We start from the raw sequence: 19,294 nt of genomic DNA on the forward strand, positions 1-19,294 counted from the left end.
CTCCAGGGATCAGGCGGTCGCTGCGACGGCGTACCGGCTGGCCGGTCGGGGCAGGCCGAGCAGGTCCCGCAGCGTCCCGCCGGGGTATCCGACGCGGAACAGACCCCGACCCCGCAGCGCGGGCACCAGCGCACGGGTGATCAGGGTCAGGTCGTGGGGAAGCACGGCGGGTCGCAACCGGAAACCGTCCACACCCGAGAGCTGCCAGGTGGCGAGCAGGTCCGCCAGGTCGTCCGCCGTTCCGGTGAAGGTGGCCGCGTCCGAGCGGAACTCCTGGCCGTGCAGCTCGTCGAGGCGGGCGGCGCGCCGGCGGGCGAGGTTCGGCGACTCGTCGAGCAGGACGCCCAGGTCGGCGAACACGCGCAGCGGCGGGTCGGTCCGGCCGACGGCTGCCTCGGCGGCCCGGACCTCGCCGACGATCGCGGCGGCGTGCGCGGCGTCGGTCGGGGTGACGAAGACGACGTCGGCGTGCCGGGCGGCGAAGGCGTACGGCACCGACGAGTGGGCCAGCGCGGCCACCACCGGCTGGCCCTGCGGGGACCGGGGCACGATGGAGGGGCCCTTGACGGAGAACCACCGACCCACGAAGTCGATGTAGTGCAGCCGGTCCCGGTCGACGAAGCGCCCGCTGGCGACGTCCCGGATCTCGGCGTCGTCCTGCCAGCTGTCCCACAGCCGGCGGACCACCTCCACGGCGTCGCCGGCCTCCGCGAAGAGGTCACCGACGAGTCGGACGGCCTCCGGGTCGTCGAGCCGGGTCGGATCCAGGGCGGGGATCTCCCGACGGCCGAAGTGACCGGCCTCGGCTCGCCGGGCGGAGACCCGGGGTCGCCAGCCGGCCCGGCCGCCGCTGAGGTGGTCGAGCGTGGCCACCCCCGTGGCGAGGTGGAACGGTTCGGTGTGGGTGGTGCTGGTGGTCGGCACCAGCCCGATGTGCCGGGTCAGCGGGGCCAACCGGGCCGCGATCTGCACCGCGTCGAGGCGTCCGCGGAGCTGGTCGACCCGACCGTCGGGCCCGTCGGGTCGCGTCGACTGGAGGTCGAGGCTGTCCTCGAAGGTGAGCAGGTCCAGTGTGGCGCGTTCGGCCTCCCCGGCGAGGGCGGCCCAGTAGCGGGCGGTCAGCGGCGCCGACGCGCCGGCGCGGGACAGACGCCAGGCGGCGGGGTGCCAACCGAGGCCGTCGAGGGCGACTGCCAGGTGCAGGGTCTTCTCGGTCATGGGCGTTCCTCCTGGGGTCGGCCGGCGGCGACGAGCGTGGGCAGCGCGTCGAGCAGCGATCGGGTGTAGTCGTGCCGGGGATAGGTGAAGACGTCGCCGACCGGTCCCTGCTCGACCACCGTGCCGTCGTGCATCACCAGCACCCGGTCGCTGAGGTGGTGCACCACGCCCAGGTCGTGCGAGATGAACAGCAGCGCGGTGCCGTCGGCGGCCCGTAGCTCGGCCAGCAGGTCGAGGACCTGCGCCTGGACCGAGACGTCGAGGGCGGAGACCGGCTCGTCGCAGATGATCAGACTCGGTCGGGGGGCGATCGCGCGGGCGATGGCGACCCGCTGCCGTTGCCCGCCGGAGAGCTGTCGGGGGTGCCGGTCCAGCAGATCCGGCCCGAGGCCGACCCGGCGTAGCAGGTCGACGACGTGGTCGCGGCGGTCCCGCCGGTCGACGTCGGCGTCGAGGTTCTCCCCGATCACCTGGCCCACCGTGTAGCGGGGGTCGAAGGAGCTGAGCGGATCCTGCGAGATCAGTTGCAGCCGGCGGCGTATCGGGCGGCGGGTGCGTTCGCGGGCGGCGGACCACGGCATCCTCTCGAAGGTGACGGCGCCGGCGTCCGGATCGAGCAGACCGGCGACGATCCGCGCCACCGTGCTCTTGCCGGAACCCGACTCCCCCACCAGCCCGAGCGTCTCGCCACGTCCCACCGAGAAGGAGACGTCGCTGACGACGGTGTGGTCGCCGTACGTCTTGGTCAGCCCGCGTGCGTCGAGCACCAGGTCGTCCGGGCGGACCTCGCCGCGGGCGGGCAGGGCCGGCCGTCCGCCCCCGGCCGGGGGCGTCGCGGCGAGGCGGCGGCCCCGCGACGACGCCGACGGCACCGCGGCCAGCAACTGCCGGGTGTACGGGTGTTCCGGTGCCCGCAACAGGCGGTCGGTGGGCCCTTCCTCGACGATGCGACCGTCGCGCATGACCAGCACCCGGTCGGCGACCTGGGCGACCACCGCCAGGTCGTGGCTGATCAGCAGCAGACTGACCCCGGCGGCCCGCCGTTCGGCGAGCAGCCGCAGGATCTGGGCCTGCACGGTGACGTCGAGCGCGGTGGTCGGCTCGTCGGCGATGAGCAGTGCCGGTTCCCCGGCGATCGCCGAGGCGATCAGCGCGCGCTGTCGCAGCCCGCCGGAGAGCTGGTGTGGATATTGTCGGGCCCGGCGCTCCGGCTCCGGCAGGTGGACCTCGTCGAGCAGGTGGGCGACCCGGCCGGCCCGCTCCCGGCGGCCGACGATGCCGTGGGTGGTGAGCACCTCACCGACCTCGGCGCCCACCGTCCGCAGCGGGTCGAGGGAGACCAGCGCATCCTGGAGGACCAGCCCCGCGAGGCGACCACGGACCCGCCGCCAGTCCCGTGGGCGGTGCGTCCGCACGTCCTCGCCGACGAGGTCGAGCCGCGCGGCCCGGACCCGCGCGCCCGGGCCGGCGAGACCGACCAGGGTACGGGCGGTGACGCTCTTGCCGGAGCCGGACTCCCCGACGACGGCCACGCACTCGCCACGCTCGACGGTGAAGCTGATTCCGCGCACCGCCGCGACCGGGCCGGTCGGGGTGTCGAAGTCGACGTGCAGGTCCTCGACCGTGACCAGCGGCGCCATCAGCGCCGCCGCCCGTCGAAGCGGGCCTGCCAGTGCCGGCCGACGACGGTCAGCGAGACCACGGTGGCGGTGACGGCCAGGCCCGGCAGGATGCTGATCCACCAGGCCACCTGGAGATAGTTGCGTCCCTCGGAGAGCATCGCGCCCCACTCGGGGGACGGCGGCTGGGGTCCCATGCCGAGGAAGCTGAGCCCGGCGGCGGCCAGGATCGCCTCACCGAGCCCGATCACGGCGAGCACCGGCACCGGGCCGACCACGTTGGGCAGCACGTGCCGCAGCACCAGCCGGGGCCGGGACAGTCCGAAGGTGACGGCCTGTTCGACGAAGCCGCAGCGGCGGACGAGGAGCGTCTGGCCACGGACCACCCGGGCGTGGTGCGGCAGGGTGGCGAGACCGATGGCGACGATCAGGCTGGTGGTGCCGGGGCCGGCGATGGCGATGAACAGCAGCGCCAGCAGCAGCATCGGGAACGCCGACAGCGCGTCGAGCGTACGGCTGAGCGCCTCGTCGGCGAACCGGTGCGTGAGGCCGGCGAGCAGGCCGAGCAGCACCCCACCGGTCACCGCGATCGCGGTGGCGGCCACACCGATGGTGAGCGAGTGGCCGGCGCCGTGTACCACCCGGGTCAGGACGTCGCGGCCGAGGTGGTCGGTGCCGAACCAGTGCCCGGCGCCGGGCGGGCTCAGCACGGCGAGCGGATCGGCCGCGAGCGGGTCGGCGGGGGCCAGCGCCGCCGGCCAGGCCGCGGCGACGACCAGCAGGACGAGGTACGCCCCGGCGGCGAGCAGGCCGGGGCCCGGCCGGGACCGCCGGCGTACGACCGGTTCGGTCGGGTCGGCGAGGATCCGGGCGGGCGCTTCGGTGAGCGGGGTGCCCAGGGTGACGGTCATCGGGTCAGCTCCTTCGCAGACGCGGGTCGACCAGCAGGTACGCCAGGTCGGCGGTGGTGTTGACCACGACGTAGCCGGCGGCGGAGAGGGTGACCACGGCCAGCACCACCGGCATGTCCCTGGTGGTGACCGCGGAGAGGGTGACCTGGCCGAGGCCGGGTCGGCCGAAGATCTGTTCGACGATGACGGTGCCGCCGATGACGATGCCGAAGATCCAGCCGGCCAGACTGATGGCCGGCAGGAAGGCGTGCCGCAACGCGTGGCGTGCCAACACCGTGCGTTCCCGTACGCCTCGGGACCGGGCCGTGAGCACGAACGGCTCGTCGAGGGCCTTGTCGATGGCGTCGCGCAGCACCTGGGCGAGCAGCCCGGCGATCGGCAGCGCGAGGGTGACGGCGGGCAGCACCAACGCGGCGAGGCTCTGGTCACCCGAGACCGGGAAGAGGCCGAACCGGAACGACAGCACGCTGAGCAGCAGGAGCCCGATCAGGAACGACGGGGTGGAGACCAGCAGCAGTTCGGTGCCGGAGCTGAGTCGACGCAGCCACGGTCGCCGGTTCCCGGCGGTGGCCACCGCGATGAGTAGGGCGAGCAGCACCCCGAGCCCGGCGGCGGCGGCCGCGAGCGTGAGGGTGGGGGCGATCTGTTCCCCGATCACCTCGGTGACGGGTCGTTGCAGGAGGTAGGAGCGGCCCAGGTCGCCGCCGCCCAACCGCCCGAGGTAGTCGAGGTACTGCACGATGGCCGGCCGGTCCAGGCCCCAGTCGGCGATTATTTCGGCGCGGATCTGCGGGGTGTCCGCGCCGTCGCCGACGATGTTGTCCACGGTGTCGCCGGGAGCGCCCAGTAGCGCCAGGTAGGCGGCGGTGGCCGCGACCCAGAGGACGACCAGGCCGGCCCCGAGCCGGCGGGCCACCGCACGCACGGGTGGGCGGCTCATGTCACTTCCCGATCCACAGGTCGTAGGCGCTGGCGGGTACCCCGGCGGTGGGTTCGAAGCGGACGCCACCGACGCCGGTGCTGGCGGCGATCTGGTCGGCCGGTGCGTAGAGCGGCAGCAACAGGGCCTGCTCGACGACGACCCGTTGTTGCAGGTCGGAGTAGATGCTGGCCCGCTTCGTCGGGTCCACGGCGGCCTGACCGGCCTCCAGGAGCCTGTCGATCCGGGGGTCGTTGATCTGGGTGCGGTTGATGCCGCCCTTCGAGTGCAGCAGCAGGTTCAGTGCCGCTCCGGCGTCGGTGTCGGCCCGCGAGTTGTCGAAGACCTCGTACTCGTTGCGCTGGATGGCGTCGGTGGCGGTGCCCTGGTCGACGAGGGACACCTTCAGGTCGATGCCGGCGCTCTGCTTGACGGCCGCCTGCACGGCCTGGGCGAGGACGTCGCGTCGGTCGCGGACGAAGGGCGCGGACTGCACGAGCCGTACGGTGAGCCGTTTGCCGGCCTTCACCCGGTAGCCGTCGGTGTCCCGGGCGGTCCAGCCGGCCTGGTCGAGCAGGGTGTTCGCCTTGGCGGCGTCGCCGCTGTACGCGCTGCCGTCGAGCCGCTTGTCATAGAGCGGGCTGGACGGGCTGATCACGCTCCAGGCGCGGGTGGCGGTGTCCCGGTAGACCGACCGCAGCACCGTGTCCACGTCGACGGCCTCGCGGAACGCCTGGCGCACCCGTAGGTCGTCGAAGGGCGGGTGGGAGGTGTTGAAGTAGTAGGAGTAGGCGGAGCCGGAGTTGAGCTCGCGGGTCAGGCGCAGGGCCCGGTTGGCGGTGACCAGCGGCTGGTCGGTGGCGGGCACGCCCTCGATGACCTGTACCTGGCTCGACGTGAGTGCGCCGACGCGTACCGCCGACTCCTTGAGGAAGCGGTAGGTGACCTCGTCGAGGTAGGCGGGGCCGGTGTGGGTCGCGGTGGGCGGCGCCCAGTCGTAGCCGGGGTTGCGCCGGTAGTGCAGCTCCTGACCGGCGACGTAGCGATCCAGCACGAACGGTCCGGTGCCGACCACGTCGACGCCGCCGGCCTTGAGGTTCTTCGCCTCGCGCAGCGACTTCGGGGAGATCTGGGCACCCTGCGGGGAGGCGAGGAAGTCGAGAATGAGCACGTCGGGGGTGGTGAGGGTGAGCCGTACGGTGCGCGGGTTGACCACCTCGGCGGCCTTGAGGTTGCGCAGTTGCACGGCAGCGACGGCGGGGGCGTACCCGGGTTCGCGCAGTTTGTCGATGTTCGCCTTCACGGCCGCGGCGTCCAGGGGCGTGCCGTCGGAGAAGGTGACGCCGTCGCGCAGTGTCAGCGTGTACGACAACCCGTCCGGGGCGACCTGCCAGCCGGTGGCCAGCCACGGCACCAGCTTGCCCTGCTTGTCGTAGGTGAGCAGGGACTCGAAGGTGTTCCAGACCAGCAGCCGGGCCTTGGCCTGGGCGTACTGGTGTGGGTTGAGGGTGATGGGCTCGGTCTCCACGGCCCAGGTGAGGCTGCCGCCGGAGCGGGGCTGGCCGGCGGCTTCGGCGGCCGGCGCGGCGGCGGTGGAGCAGCCGGCGACGACGGCGAGCAGCGGGGTGAGCGCGGCGACGGCGAGGGTTCGCAGACGGTTGGCGGGCATGGCAAAGTCTCCTGTCCAGGCAGGCGGTACCGGGTACGCCGACACTCGGCCCGGCGCGGTGGGCGCGGGTCGGTCACGGTGTCGGTGCGTGATGGCTCGGCGGTCGGCTCGGCGGTGAGCCCCACCTCGGCGGGCCGTGCGGCGGGCCGGGTGAGCGGGGTGCCGGTCAGGCCAGACAGGAACTCGACCACACCCGACCGAAGTCGATGTGGCCGCGGATCGTCAGCCGCAGCTCGCTGGACATGAGCCGAGTCCACTCGTCGTGCGCAAGAGTGTCAACACATCGGTCGATGGATGTCGGCTATCGCACGCGGGGGCGCCGATTCGTTGACGCATTACCTACTAAGGCTATAGGATTTAAGGGGAATGTGTCCGTCGGATCGACCTGGACCCGCGCCGGGCCGGGACCGGTCCGCCGGACACGTCACCGCTTGGGCGCGTCAGTCCAGATCGAGCAGGACCTTGCCCGGCACCCGTCGCTCCCGCAGCGCATCGATCGCGTCCCCCAGCCGGTGCCACGAGCCGCGCCAGCCGATCGGCGCTCGCAACACCCCCCCGAGCCACAAGGTCCACCAGCAGCGCCAGATCCGCGGCCGGGGCGGTGGCATCACCGAAGGACCGAAGCGTTCGGGACGTGCCCAGAGCGAAGGTGGAGTTCACCGGAAAGACGGCCGGATCACCGGAGGCCCAGCCAATGCTGTGCAGCACCCGCCCGGCGCGAGCAGACCCCACGCGGCCACCAGATGGGCACCACCCACCGTGTCCAGCACCACGTCAACCGAGGCGTCGACGCTCTCCATGCCAACCACCACCTCGTCGGCCCCCAGCGCCGCCAGCCCGTCACCCCGAGGGGCGACGATCGCCCGCATGCAACCTCCCAAAGTCCTCGCGAGGTGCGGACAGGCGACCCCACGCTGCTGACGACGGCCGCCGGAACACCCCAACCCGATGCGGTCAGGCGGCGGCACACCGGGCCGGGGTGTCCGGAGCGTCCGCGAGGCCCGCGTAGCGACCCCGGTGGTAGAGCAACGGAGTGCCGACGTCGGCGTGCCGGAGCAGTTCCGGCTCGGCCAGCACGACCACGTGATCGCCGACGACAACCCGGTCGACGACGCGACACACCAGCCAGGCCAGGGTGTCGTCGAGGATCGGCAGCTCGTTCGGCCCGGGCTGCCAGCGGGTCGGGGCGGCGAAGCGGTCGATGCCGCTCGTGGCGAATCTCTGGGCCAACTCGTGCTGGCCGTGTGCGAGCAGGTGCACCGCCACGTGCCGGGCCCGCGCCAGCGTCGGCCACGTGGACGAGCCGAGGTTCAGGCAGAACGAGACGATCGGTGGCGTCAGCGAAACCGACGTGAACGACGTCGCGGTGAAGCCCACGGGCGGCGCACCGGGGGCGGTGACCACCGTGACGCTGCTGGCCTGGTGGCGCAGCAACCCGCGCAGCGCGTCGGCGTCGGCGTCGGTCGGGTCGTCGGTGGACGAGGTCATGGCGTTCCTCCCGAGGAGTGGGGGCCCGGAGCGCTCAGGAACGGGCGGCGGGATCGGCCGCCAGCCGCTCGTACGGGATCTTCTCGCCGGCCTCGACGGCGACCGGCAGCCGGTTCTCCGTCGGCGGCAGCGGACACGTCGCGAAGTCGGTGTAGGCGCACGGCAGGTTGACCGCACGGTTGAAGTCCAGGATCACGCGGCCCTGCTCGTCCGGCGCCCCGACGGCGAGCGACCGGTTGGCCCCGTAGGTGGTGACGCCGGAGGTGCTGTCGGTGAACAGCACCGACAGACTGCCGGGCGCCACACCGTTGAACGCCGTCAGGCTCAGCGGCAGCCCGTCAACGTCGAACTCGATTCGACCCGGCGCGTCGTAGACGTGGTGGAGCCCCTCGACGGCAGCGCCGACCGTGGTCGGCCGGGGACGGTCGAACGGGACGAACCGTCCCTGGAGCATCCACCGCTCGGCGGGCGGGTAGGTGGCGGTGCCCCGGTAGCGCGCCCGCAGCGGGTTGTCCGGACGCCGAGGTCGAAGGATGTCGTGCCCACCCCGCCGCGCCACCTCGAGGACGCCCCCGTCGATGTCCACGGTGATGCCGGCGCGCTCGGCGATCACCCCGAACTCATGCCTCTCCCGGACGCGCCAGCCGTCGACGACGATCTCCTCGTCGTCGGTGACGGTCACCACCGGCCCCCCATTGCCGGTGCGCCACTCCCCGGGCACATCGGGAAACCGCTGCGGCTCCGGAGTGAGCCAGTACAGTCCGGCCACGGCGAGGAAGCCGTGGCGATCCGCCCGCGCCTCCTCGTGCCGGCGATGCCAATCCTGCCAGTCCTCGGCGAACGCACGGGCCGGCTCGTCGACGGCGGTAGGGGCGGCTGCTGCGGTGTCACTGGTCATGGCGGGACCCTCTCGTTGGCGTACGACCACTCGGAACGGGGTGCGGAGGTGCCGGACGCGAGCCGGCGGGACGACAACCGGCGGGCAGGGATCGCCTGCTCAGGCCGGAAGGGCGGCCACGTGACAGAGCTGCGCGGCGACCCGCATCAGGTCGACGACCCGGCGGGAGGTGAACAGCCGTACCAGCAGCATGGGTCGATTTTCCTACCAGCCAGGTAGGATTTCAAGTCTTTGGGTAGGTATCCCTGGAGGCGGACGGTGAGTGAAACACCTGTGTCGAGACAGTCGACGCCACTGCGGAAGCTCGGCTTCCTGACCATCGGCCTGTTCGACGAGGCCGACCCGCGCACCGGCCACGAGGCGACACTCCAGCTCATCGAGTTGGGTGAGCGACTCGGCTTCGACAGCACCTGGGTACGTCACCGTCACCTCCAGTACGGCATCTCCTCACCGATCGCCGTCCTGGCGGCGGCCTCACAGCGGACCCGGCACATCGAGCTCGGCACTGCGGTCATCCCGCTCGGCTGGGAGAACCCACTGCGACTGGCCGAGGACCTGGCCACGGTCGACATCCTTTCCGGCGGGCGCCTCAACCCCGGCGTGAGCGTCGGCCCACCGATGCACTACGACCGGGTCCGCCGAGCGCTCTACCCGGACACCGCCGAAGCGGAAGACTTCAGCTACACGCGGGTACGACGGCTGCTCGACCTCGTTCGCGGCGAGCCGGCCAGCGACGTCGAGGGCTTCGAGGGTTTCGAGCAGTTCTCCCGCCGCGTGCAACCACACTCCCCCGGCCTGGCCGCCCGGATGTGGTACGGCGCCGGCAGCCTCGGCTCCGCTCGCTGGGCCGGCGAGCAGGGCATGAACCTGCTCACCAGCAGCGTGGTCAAGGCCGAGGAGTCCACCGACTTCGCCGAGATCCAGCTCTCGCACATCCGCACGTTCCGCGCCCACCACCCGGACGGCGAACGCGCTCGTGTCTCGCAAGGGCTCGTCGTCATCCCCACCGACACCGCCACCCCGACCCAACGGGCCCGCTACGAGCAGTACGCCCACCAACGAACGCCTCGAACGGCCTCACCCCAGGGTCCGGCCCGGATGATGTTCGCCCCCGACCTCGTCGGCCCATCGGAGCTGATCGCCGAACGACTGCTCGACAACGTCGCGTTCCGCGAGGTCGACGAGGTTGCGTTCGCCCTGCCCTTCACCTTCGCGCCGGAGGACTACGTGCAGATCCTCACCGACATGGCGACCAGGCTCGGCCCCGTGCTGGGGTGGCAACCCAGCCGCTGAAATGGCCGACCACGGTGAGCGGGCAGCTCACCAATTTCCTACGCGATCGTGGTCGGGGAGTACGAGCCGGCGTTCTCCGCCAGTCAGCTGCAGCACCTGGCGCCGGTGCTCGAACAGCACGGCGTGCAGCTGTGGCTGCCCGAGACGCACGGGCCTGTCGATTACCACGACCCGGCCCATCAGGCGCTGATCATGATGCTGGGCGCCCAGTCGAAACGTGAGGTGCAGCGCGCCAGAGTCTCGCCAGCATGGCGCGCGCCCTCAACGACGCCGGCATACCGTGCCCGTCGGGCATCGATCCCGCCCGCAATCCACACCGCAGTGGCGACCGGTGGACCCTACGAACGGTCGCGGCGATCCTCGCCAACCCTCGGTACACGGGCCGGCAGGTCTGGAACCGGCAACCCGCGCACAACGGCCGCACCGAGCAGGAACCGACCCGGCGGAACTTGACTGCGGATTGGGTGGTCTCCATGCAACAGGCCCACACCGCGCTGGTCAGTGAGCAGGACTTCGTCGCGGTCCAGGCCATCCGCTCCCACCGGGGCGCCCACGACGGCACCACCCGCCGCTACCTGTTCACCGGCCTACTGCGCTGCGGGCCATGCGGCCGAAGATTGGAATCCCACTGGATCAACCAAAGCCCCGGCTACCGATGCCGCCACGGCCACACCAGCACCCAACAGCCCATCAACCGCCGACGCAAGATCCTCTACCTCAGAGAAGACCACATCATCGAACGACTCGCCGACCATCCCTGGCTCCCCAGCGGGATCCAGACCCCACACGACCTGGTCACGCTCCTGAGCAGCAGGAAGATCACCATCGTCTGCGACCAGGAACACTGCACCAAGAACAGAAAGATCCGCGCAGGTCAACCTGCGCGGATCGTGATCAATATGTGGTAATGATGTGTCCGAGGGGGGATTCGAGCCCCCACACGTAACTCCTGCGCACCAATCGGGTGCACATGTCCATAGATAACGGACGGCCGGGGTTCAACTCAAGCCCGCGCCCTCATTACCGCGCGTGAGCATGAATAGCAGTTGGGACGCATGGGGGTCGAAGTTTCGGCCTGCTCGTTCCGTTAACGAGCGACCGAAATGAACGTGCAGCCATCAATTTGGACCCCGCCGCTCATGTCCTGGTGAGCGTTCCAACGGTCGGCGTTGCCGGCAGGCCGTATCGCTCCCGTTCTTCGGCGCTGAGCGCACGAGTTTCACCACCTTCGGTCGAAGTTTGCGCGGGCTTCCGCAAACGTCCCAACTCATTCGGTCCCGTCGTCGTAAGTGATGATGAGGGCGTCTCGCCAGGACAGGCTGCGCACCACCCCGTGAGGTATGTCGAGAACGCCGAGCGGCCGTCCGTCTCTGCTCTGCCAGATGTAAAGGCTGCAGTCATCGCTGATGGTCGCCAGGCGGCACCCGTCGGTTGTCCAGGCGAGGCATTACCCGTATGACCGACACAACGTGAGCCGACTTGCTCCTGCGCTACATTCCAGATCTCTATTTGGTTCCGACAGTGGCAGCGAGCCTTGTAGAGACATCCGACTAGGCCAGGGCGGCTGATCTGGTGAGTGCGCGCCCGCTGCTCAGCGGTCCGGCACCGACGACACCTAATCCTGTCGGATCGGGCTGGACAGACACAAGGATGTGCACGTCGCGAGAATGCCTAGCAGGGCCGATCACGCGCCGACAGCGGCGGATTCGGACACGAGCGAGGAGAACTGCCGCAAGCCTGACGACCGGTGGAGCCGTCGAACTAGTTACGGAGCCTGGCCCACTGGCGTCCCACCGTCAAGCTGAGCGCTTCCCACAGGACCGGACCAGAAGGCGCCCAGATCTCGACAATACTGAGGTCGCCCAACTGCCTTCGAGATCGACATCGACAGTCAAAGGTAGAAGAGTCGAACGTGGGGATCCGGTCGCCACGGCGAGAGCATCGAGGGACAATCGCCGGGCCGAAGCCGACTCCGTCCCATGTTTTGCGGTCTCGATGAGAATTTCAAGAAGGTCGCAGTTCACTTTCGAGGCGAGAAGATTTCCAGCCAAGGTCAACGCGACCGCTCTGACGTCCTCCTCATCGTCCCATTCGACGCCACGACAGAATGCCAACAGTTCCGGCATATACTTATCCATTAAGTTCCAGGACGACACGCTCAAGAGCGCCATCCGAGACAACATGGGATCGTCGGGGGCGTGCAGGAAGCCAGCGACCAGATCTTCGTAGATTGCTGCAGAACCAGCGAGACCCAAAATGTGTATCAGAGTGTATTTATCTATGCGGCCGGCCGGATCGGCTAGCGACTGAGCAGTCCATTCTAGCTCCACTTGGGAAACCGCGCCATGCTTGGCTCGATCCAACAAATCTGAAACATCGTGCATACCAGACTCAGATCCTTTCCGTCCCACCTTGCCCGGCGGCCCGGGGCGAAACATTGCCGCCCCCACCACCGGCATTCGTCAATCCAACGTTAGACGGGAAATCGTCGCGGCATATACTTATAGGAGTAGTCAAGCATGCGACTCGCGTAGCCGAGCTCAATTTGCAAGCTCGCTCTGGTCGTCGAATTCAGGTTGACGGTGCCAAGCCGGGACTTGATCGTGTTGATCCTATTAAAAAGCCCAGCTTGTGCGGACGTTACTTCGTCGATGTGATCGTAGGGTTTCCCATTGCTTCTGCGTCCCAACACCTCTCCACGCAGCTCACGCTGAGCGCCTGTCAGGTCCTTTGGCTGGAGGTGGTCTCTGACAATTCTTCCCGACTTCGTTCCTTGCATCGTGAACGGCACGCGGCTTACAGGTGAGGACCTACCATCCCCGCCAGCGACGGCGCCGCTTACGGAGAGCTTGCCGTACAGCGATTCCGACGAATTATCAGAATAGACGTCAAGTAAGCCAACTCGCGCTTGCCTTATAAAGTCCTTGAAGTCTAGCGAACACAGCCTTCCAGCATCGAGGCAAGCCAATTCAAGCAGGCGAAGGCCGTCGTAGTCGGCATGGCCCGAGAGTCTGGGCACAGTTTCTTGTGCCTGCGCGACGCGCTGCGCTAGCTCGAATGCATCATACGTGTCGCCCTCCTGCAGACTTATACCTGCAACGGTTACGCGCCCCTTGGCGGCTGAAGGACCTTTGCCAGATCCCGCCTTCGTGCTGGATCTTCCTGTCGCCTCATTATATTTAAGGTTCTCAGTTGATCCGCACCCGCCCGGGCAGCCCTTCTTAACGTCGTAGCCGTAGCAGTCGAAGTACTTGCAGTCAGCGGGAATCAGGCCGCTGGGATCGCTAGACGTCACCGGGGTGTTGTTGGCGTAAGAGTAGCCGTTCCACTGTTGCGGCTGGGCGGCATCCTGGAGTGGGTCGACGGAGATGAAGCGGCCGAGGGTGGAGTCGTAGAAGCGGGCGCCGACGGCGGTGAGTCCCGCTAGGCTCATTGGTTTGTTAAGAAAGCCACGGTTGTCGGGTGTGGCGACGGTTGCGCCTCGGGGAGCGCCGTACGGGGTGTACTGCCGCCAGGTCGGGTTCTGGGCGGTGCTGTCGAGGTAGAGGGTCGGGGTGCCCTGGTGGTCGCTTATAGCGAATGTATAGGCCGTTCCGCTGCCGGTGCGGATACAGCTGCCGCCGCCTGGGAGAGCGTAGTAGCGGTGGCCGGTGACGGCGTTGGTGGCGGTGTCGAGGGTGAGTTGCTGTCCCGGCAGATAGAGGATGTTCTTGCCAGGTTCTTTCTGCAGCAGCAGGTTGCCGTCGGCATCGTAGGTGAAAGCGTTGTTTCCGCTGGCACCGCCGGTGATTTCGGCGAGTTTGCCGGCGTCGTCCCAGGTGAGAGTCTGGTTGCCCTGGGCGGCATTGCGGCTGATCGTGTTGCCGGCGTTGTCGTAGGCGTATGACGTGCGACCGGTGGTTCCGCCACTTATGGTGGTGGAGGTCAGGGTGTGGGGCTTGTTCTGACCCGTCCCGTTGTACGTATAGGTGGTCTTGGTGTCGGTACCACCGGCGGCGAGGTTGTGCTCGACCTGTTGGGTGCGGTTGCCGATCAGATCGATCTGCCAACTCGTCCAGTAGGCGCTGCCGGCTCCGATGGTGTTGCCGACCATGGTCTTGTTGGTATCGGTCGGCATGGTGGCGCAGGCATCGGTGCTAGTCCAGGCTTCGGTGAGCCGAGCCAGCCCGTCGTAGCCGTAGCATTGCGCTTCTGAAGGAGTGGTGGCGCCCAGTCGCTTGCTGATCTTGCGGGTGATGTTGCCGACGAGGTCGTACTCGTAGTCCTGCTGGTCGACCTCCTTCGGGAGGGTCGTGGAGCGCCTGACACTCTGGCTCTTCAGCCGCGACGTGTGGTCGTCAAAAACGTTCGTGACATCGGCGGAGTTGCTGCCCGATCCCAAGGTCTGCTGGTTCACCCTGCCGTAGGCGTCGTAAGAGACGGCGGAGACGTATCCCGCGAGACCGATCATCGTTGTGCGCAGATCCAACTGTCCCGAATAGCCGTATCCGACCCTCTCCGAAGGCAAGCCGCCCTTCGCTGGGTAGGTGTCGGTCAACGGCAGACCCAGCACTGACGTGTATGAGTGGTCGAACTGGTATGAGCCGGCCAGCGCCCCTTCGCTGTCGGGAACGGTGACCGTTGTGCCGAGCGAGTTGCCGAACGTGTCGAACGCCTTCTGCTGGGTGGTGTAGGTCTGTCCGCTGCGGTAGGCGATGGTTGTGGTCAACTTGCCGATCGGGTTGGTGACGTCCGGAACGCTGTTGCTGTTGTCGTACACCCACTCTGCCCGCTTGGTGGCGGCAGACTGGTTCGCGGCCGCCGACGCGTACTCGCCAGTTTTACGGTTGATCCCGTCGTAGGTGTAAGAGAGCGTCTTACCACGGCCGTCGGTGACTTCCTCCAGGTTGCCGTTGGCGTCGTAGCTCAGGCTGCTGTCGCCGCCGTCCGGGTCGGACTTTGCCACTACCTGGCCGAGAAGGTTGTACGTGGACGTCCACTGGTTGTTGTTCGCATCCGTCAAGGTTGACTGGTTGCCATGGGCGTCGTAGCCGTACTTGCTGATCGTCGCGGTGCCACCGGTGACGGTGAACGTGCCAGTGAACGTGTCCGCCGGCGCTGTCACGGTCGGACGTGCGGCGTACTCCTGGAGCTCCTTCTTGCGACCGATGGGATCGATATCCGTGGTGGTGACGACGCCTCCGGTCGGCGGGACGACGGTGGTGCGATCGCCGCCGTGGACGGTGGTCACCTGTGAGACGGTCACGCCGTCTTTCGCGTTGGTGACCACCACTGCCCGTCCGAGGCCATCGTAGGTGGTGAGGGTTTGGTTCGGGACGGCCTTGGCCAACTCCCGCGCCGACACCGGGGTGCTGACCGTGGGTGTCGTCACGTCATCCCACCAGCCGTTGAACGTCGTTGTGGTCCACCCGTGAGTGTCGTAGAACGTATCGGTGATCATCCGGCCGCTCTTGGGGGTCATGGACTGGGTTTGCCGGGTCCTCAGTAGCGCGTCGTAGATGGTGACGGATTTCTGATAGCCGTTGGCGTTGTTCAGAGTGTCCGTGGTGGTGGCGGATGCTCCCGTCTTGGAGACGGTGTACGCGTACTTGTAGTTGGCGAAGCTGGAGGTTGGGCGGGAGTGCAGCCATACCGTCGTGGCACGCCCGAGGGCGTCGTATTGCTGGCTCGTCACGACCTTGTTCGCGTCGGTGGCCGTTAGGACGTGGCCCCGCCGTGGGTTCACCGTCGTTGACGACTCGTGTCCTGCGGCGTTCTTGGTGGTCGTGCTGATGAGCAGGCCGGCGCTGTTCATGGTGTAGCCGGTGGTGCTCTTATTGCCGTTAGCGTCGTACGAGTCGGTGACCCGGCCGTAGGGGTCGTAGACCGATCTGCCTGCGGTCTGCCAGGTGTAGGCGCCGGAGATGTAGTCCTTGGCGACCTGCGTCATGGTGGCGTTGCCCTTGGACGGCGGTGCCGTCTGAGGGAAGGCGGTGGCGAAGTCGGTCACGTCGTAGAAGGTCCGCTCGGCCTTCACGACCTGCGCGGGGCGGCTGACCGTGCCGGGGGCGGTCAACGTGTTGACGGCGCCGGGCACCGATGCTGGGGTGCCTTGGGTGAACCCGCCGCAGGCCACTGAGACCGTTTCGGTTTGGCTGACCAGAGCGGCGAGGTTCTTGCCGGTGTTGACAGGGGCGTATGTGTAGGTGGTGCACTGGTTGTAGGCCGGGTCGAGCGGGACGGTGTAGGTGTAGGTGTTCTTCAGTGCGCCGAAGGTGGCACTGGTGGTGTTCGCGTCGTAGCTGTTGTCCGCTGCGGTGTTGCGCCACGTTGTTGAGCCGCCGCTGGTGATGGCTTGGCGAGTGTAGGTCTTCGCCGGTGCGATCCATTGCGCTGTCAGCGCCGACAGACCGGTTCTGCTGCGGGTGGCGGTTGCTGCGGACACCCAGTAGGAGGTGATGGTGGAGGAGTCGACGCGGCCGTTCTCGCCGAGGTACTGGGTGGTTTCCAGTTCTCTGCCGGCGAGGTCGTCGACGTCTTCGTGCTCACCGCCAGCTGAGTCGGTCAGGTTGAGCACGATCGAGTTGTTGTTCTTCGACATGCCCTGGTGGTAGACCGTTTCGGCCTGAGTACGGCGGTCGTTGACGCCGTCACCGGTGAAGGTTCGCACCTTGGCGTAGCCGCGGAACTGGCCGTAGCTGCGGTACTTGGCCTTGACGACCTCGTTCTCGTCGTAGTGCCAGGCCGCGTCCGAGTACTTGTAGCTGGTCGAGAGACCGGCGGAGCCGCCGGTGGGGTCGCTGGAGGTGACCCGTGTGACGGCGTACTTGTTGAACCAATCTCTGATCGGATTCGTCAATCCCTGGGGTGTCCAGTAGACCGGGTAACAGGATTTCGTGTTGGTCGCCGGGTCGAGGCTCACCGGTGCGCTGCACTTCGCGGGCAGTTCGAAGGACGGGGAGATCACTGAGCCGGTTTCGGTGGTGATGGTGAAGATCCGGTGCCGGTAGAACGACGGGTAACGACCCGCGACGTCCACCCTGTTGGGCAGGGCGATGCTCTCGAAGGACACCGATGGCAGAGTGATGGCCGTTGTGGAGCCGCCGGCGCTGATGTCGTGACCGGTGCGGGTGATCGAGGCGAGCCACAGCGTCGGTGAGGTGGTGTCACCGGTGGCGGGCATGGTATGCGTCAACGCGTACGAGTCGACCTTCTCGTACTTCCCGGTAGCCGTGTTGTACTGCTGGGTATCAATCGAGGTCAGCCGCACCGTGGAGAAGAACGACGGGCTCCAGTCGTCACAGTCGGTCCCCGAAGCGCAGATCAGGTCGAAGGGCACATCGGGCCAGTTCGCCTTGTTCGCCGCGTTCAGCGGCTTGCACGTTCCGGACAGGCAACGATCATCGGTGTTGAACAAGACCTGGTTCGGCACCGTGCCGTAGGCGTTACCGTCGGTGAAGCCGTAGTCGATGCGTGCCAGGTTGCTGTCGCGGATGTAGGACGCGTCGGTGGCGCCCTTGTTGCGGCCGTAGAAGTTGGTGGCTTGGTTGTAGTAGTACGCCATGGCGTTGCCCTGGGTGTCGGTGACGTAGTCCAGGTTCCACCGGTACGCCATCGTGCACACCGACGAGGAGTAGCAGGGGTCACCCTCGTGTGGTGAGTAGACAGGCGTGTAGTCGACCGACTTCGTCTCCGTCTGACCTGTCTGACCTGACCATCCCGGCAGTCGGTTCCGGCCGAACTCGTACTTGGTGCCGTCGCGCAGCGTCACCCGCCAGTAGTCGGTGTTGTAGGTCCCCGAGCCGTTGTTCGCATTCTCGACGTGGGTGATGATCTCGCCGTTATCCGACTCCGGCTTCCAGACCCTCTTCGTCGAGTCCCACACGAGCGCCGTCGACGAACCGTTCAACGACAACGTCAGCATGGGCCCGTCGTAACACCGGTCGGGCGTCTCGGTCGGTGCTGCCGTGCCGCCGGGATCATCCATACACGAGGTGAAGGTCTGCTCCACGAACGAGCGCGGCGTCGACCAACCGTCGCCGACCCAGGACGCCTGCGCGTTCGTCGATGCCGTTTGCCCGTCCACGCTGCCCGAGTCATACGACAACCCGACCGTTGGCACCAAGTTCGACGCCGCCGGCGGCAGCGTCAGGGGGTAGGAGTAGGTGAACGAGCCGGTGTTACCACCGCCGCTCCATGATCCCGACGGCTTCAGGTCGGTGGCCGCGTAGGTTCCCCCCTCACCACCGTCGTCGCCCGCCGTGGCCACGGCGGCAAGAACCATCGTGCCGCCCGCTTGAGTGCGCGAATCCGGGGCCGCCAGCGACACCTCGGCTGACACGGATTTCGCCACCGGGTCGTTCGTCGAGGCCAATGGGGTCGCCGCGCGACAGTCGCTCACCGTGGGCGTCGTCAACGCGCAGTTGGGCAGTTGGACCAGCCGCAGCCGTGAGCCGTAGTTGCCGCCGAACGCCTCGGCGAAACCCTCGTAATCCACACCGACTCGAACTGCCCCGGCCTTGACGTCCGAGTCGACGGAGAGCAGCACGCCATCCACCCCGGCTGCTTCCGTGGCCTTACGGTCGGCGACTGTGATCGTCAGGCTTTCCGGCTTGGTCTGGCCAGCGGCGTCCTTCCCGCGCTGCACCCACACCGGCATTCCTGCCACGCGCGTCTTTGTCGGTGCCGCCGCTCGCGCATCGGCCGCCGAAGCGTCCGGGAGGTCGATCTTCGCTGAGGCCGCTCGCGGCCACGCCGTCCGTGTCGGCTTGTACGTCGACTTCGCATCATCCGCTGACGTGACGAACTTCGTCGGTATTGGCTTCACGCCCTTGACAGCACGGCCAGGCGACGGCGCCGGGGGCTTCGCCACAGCCGGGTCCGTCGGCTTCGCCAGCGCCGGCGAGCCAGACAGCAGACTAGCCGCGAGCGCTGTCGTCACGACGACCGCGACCACGCGGCTGGGGCGTGTGAACAGGCGGAATCCCCCGTGGACGGCCATGCGGACCTCACCTCTGCGAGACGGAACGACGTCCACGCAGAGTGATCGGTCACCCACCCCCGTGGTGCGAACAATGTTTCATGGTTGCCCAGGGCAATAGGTCACGGCGCGATAACGATGATCACCTTCTGATGTGATCAAACTGATCTGAGCGCGCACCAAAGGGACAGCCCAGGGCAGCCGTCGGCGTTCCCCGCGAGCCCGCGTGGCTGCTTCACTGTGGCCGCCTACCGGACGCCACTGGGCGTTCACATCCTCACGGGGAGTCCTTCACACATGACTGAGAGACGACAGCGTCT

The 19,294-nt window shown here is 67.9% G+C and carries 12 protein-coding genes; 2 read left to right on the forward strand and 10 right to left on the reverse strand.

Going from position 1 to position 19,294, the window contains the following annotated elements; translation table 11 throughout:
* Positions 1-9: 9 nt before the first annotated feature.
* The 8 genes from ACN269_RS08930 to ACN269_RS08965 all read right to left on the reverse strand — a co-directional run bounded on the left by ACN269_RS08930 (position 10) and on the right by ACN269_RS08965 (position 8,722).
* Positions 10-1,218 (reverse strand): LLM class flavin-dependent oxidoreductase, encoded by a 1,209-nt coding sequence (locus ACN269_RS08930; protein ID WP_421471994.1) that lies wholly within the window; start codon positions 1,216-1,218, stop codon positions 10-12.
* Entirely contained in the window at positions 1,215-2,858 is a 1,644-nt protein-coding gene (locus ACN269_RS08935; protein WP_421471995.1) for a dipeptide ABC transporter ATP-binding protein, read from the reverse strand. The genes ACN269_RS08930 and ACN269_RS08935 overlap by 4 nt, the downstream gene beginning before the upstream one ends.
* Positions 2,858-3,748, reverse strand: a complete 891-nt coding sequence (locus ACN269_RS08940; RefSeq protein WP_421471996.1) for an ABC transporter permease — start codon at positions 3,746-3,748, stop codon at positions 2,858-2,860. Before ACN269_RS08940 ends, ACN269_RS08935 begins: the two co-directional genes overlap by 1 nt.
* 4 nt (positions 3,749-3,752) lie before the next feature.
* Positions 3,753-4,688, reverse strand: coding sequence for an ABC transporter permease (locus tag ACN269_RS08945; RefSeq protein ID WP_421471997.1), 936 nt, complete (start codon positions 4,686-4,688; stop codon positions 3,753-3,755).
* Between the two features lies 1 nt (position 4,689).
* Positions 4,690-6,336 (reverse strand): ABC transporter substrate-binding protein, encoded by a 1,647-nt coding sequence (locus ACN269_RS08950; protein ID WP_421471998.1) that lies wholly within the window; start codon positions 6,334-6,336, stop codon positions 4,690-4,692.
* 656 nt (positions 6,337-6,992) lie between these two features.
* A complete protein-coding gene (locus ACN269_RS08955; RefSeq protein WP_421471999.1) occupies positions 6,993-7,205 on the reverse strand; it encodes a hypothetical protein in 213 nt (70 codons plus the stop codon).
* A gap of 85 nt (positions 7,206-7,290) precedes the next feature.
* Positions 7,291-7,824 carry a flavin reductase family protein gene (locus tag ACN269_RS08960; protein ID WP_421472000.1) on the reverse strand — a complete coding sequence of 178 codons (534 nt, stop codon included), beginning with the start codon at positions 7,822-7,824 and terminating at the stop codon, positions 7,291-7,293.
* A gap of 34 nt (positions 7,825-7,858) precedes the next feature.
* Positions 7,859-8,722, reverse strand: coding sequence for a DUF1684 domain-containing protein (locus tag ACN269_RS08965; protein ID WP_421472001.1), 864 nt, complete (start codon positions 8,720-8,722; stop codon positions 7,859-7,861).
* 258 nt (positions 8,723-8,980) lie between these two features.
* On the opposite strand from ACN269_RS08965, the gene ACN269_RS08970 reads away from it, so the two are divergent.
* Positions 8,981-10,015: an LLM class flavin-dependent oxidoreductase gene (locus ACN269_RS08970; protein WP_421472002.1), complete on the forward strand. Its 1,035-nt coding sequence runs from the start codon at positions 8,981-8,983 to the stop codon at positions 10,013-10,015.
* A gap of 248 nt (positions 10,016-10,263) precedes the next feature.
* Complete coding sequence (locus ACN269_RS08975) at positions 10,264-10,923, forward strand: recombinase family protein (protein WP_421472003.1); 660 nt, start codon at positions 10,264-10,266, stop codon at positions 10,921-10,923.
* Between the two features lie 888 nt (positions 10,924-11,811).
* Here the strand turns inward: ACN269_RS08975 and ACN269_RS08980 are convergent.
* Positions 11,812-12,474: a hypothetical protein gene (locus ACN269_RS08980; RefSeq protein ID WP_421472004.1), complete on the reverse strand. Its 663-nt coding sequence runs from the start codon at positions 12,472-12,474 to the stop codon at positions 11,812-11,814.
* 14 nt (positions 12,475-12,488) lie between these two features.
* Positions 12,489-18,995 (reverse strand): polymorphic toxin type 28 domain-containing protein, encoded by a 6,507-nt coding sequence (locus tag ACN269_RS08985; RefSeq protein WP_421472005.1) that lies wholly within the window; start codon positions 18,993-18,995, stop codon positions 12,489-12,491.
* Positions 18,996-19,294 lie beyond the last annotated feature (299 nt).

It is taken from the genome of Micromonospora sp. WMMD736, from assembly GCF_049179015.1.
GTDB lineage: Bacteria > Actinomycetota > Actinomycetes > Mycobacteriales > Micromonosporaceae > Micromonospora.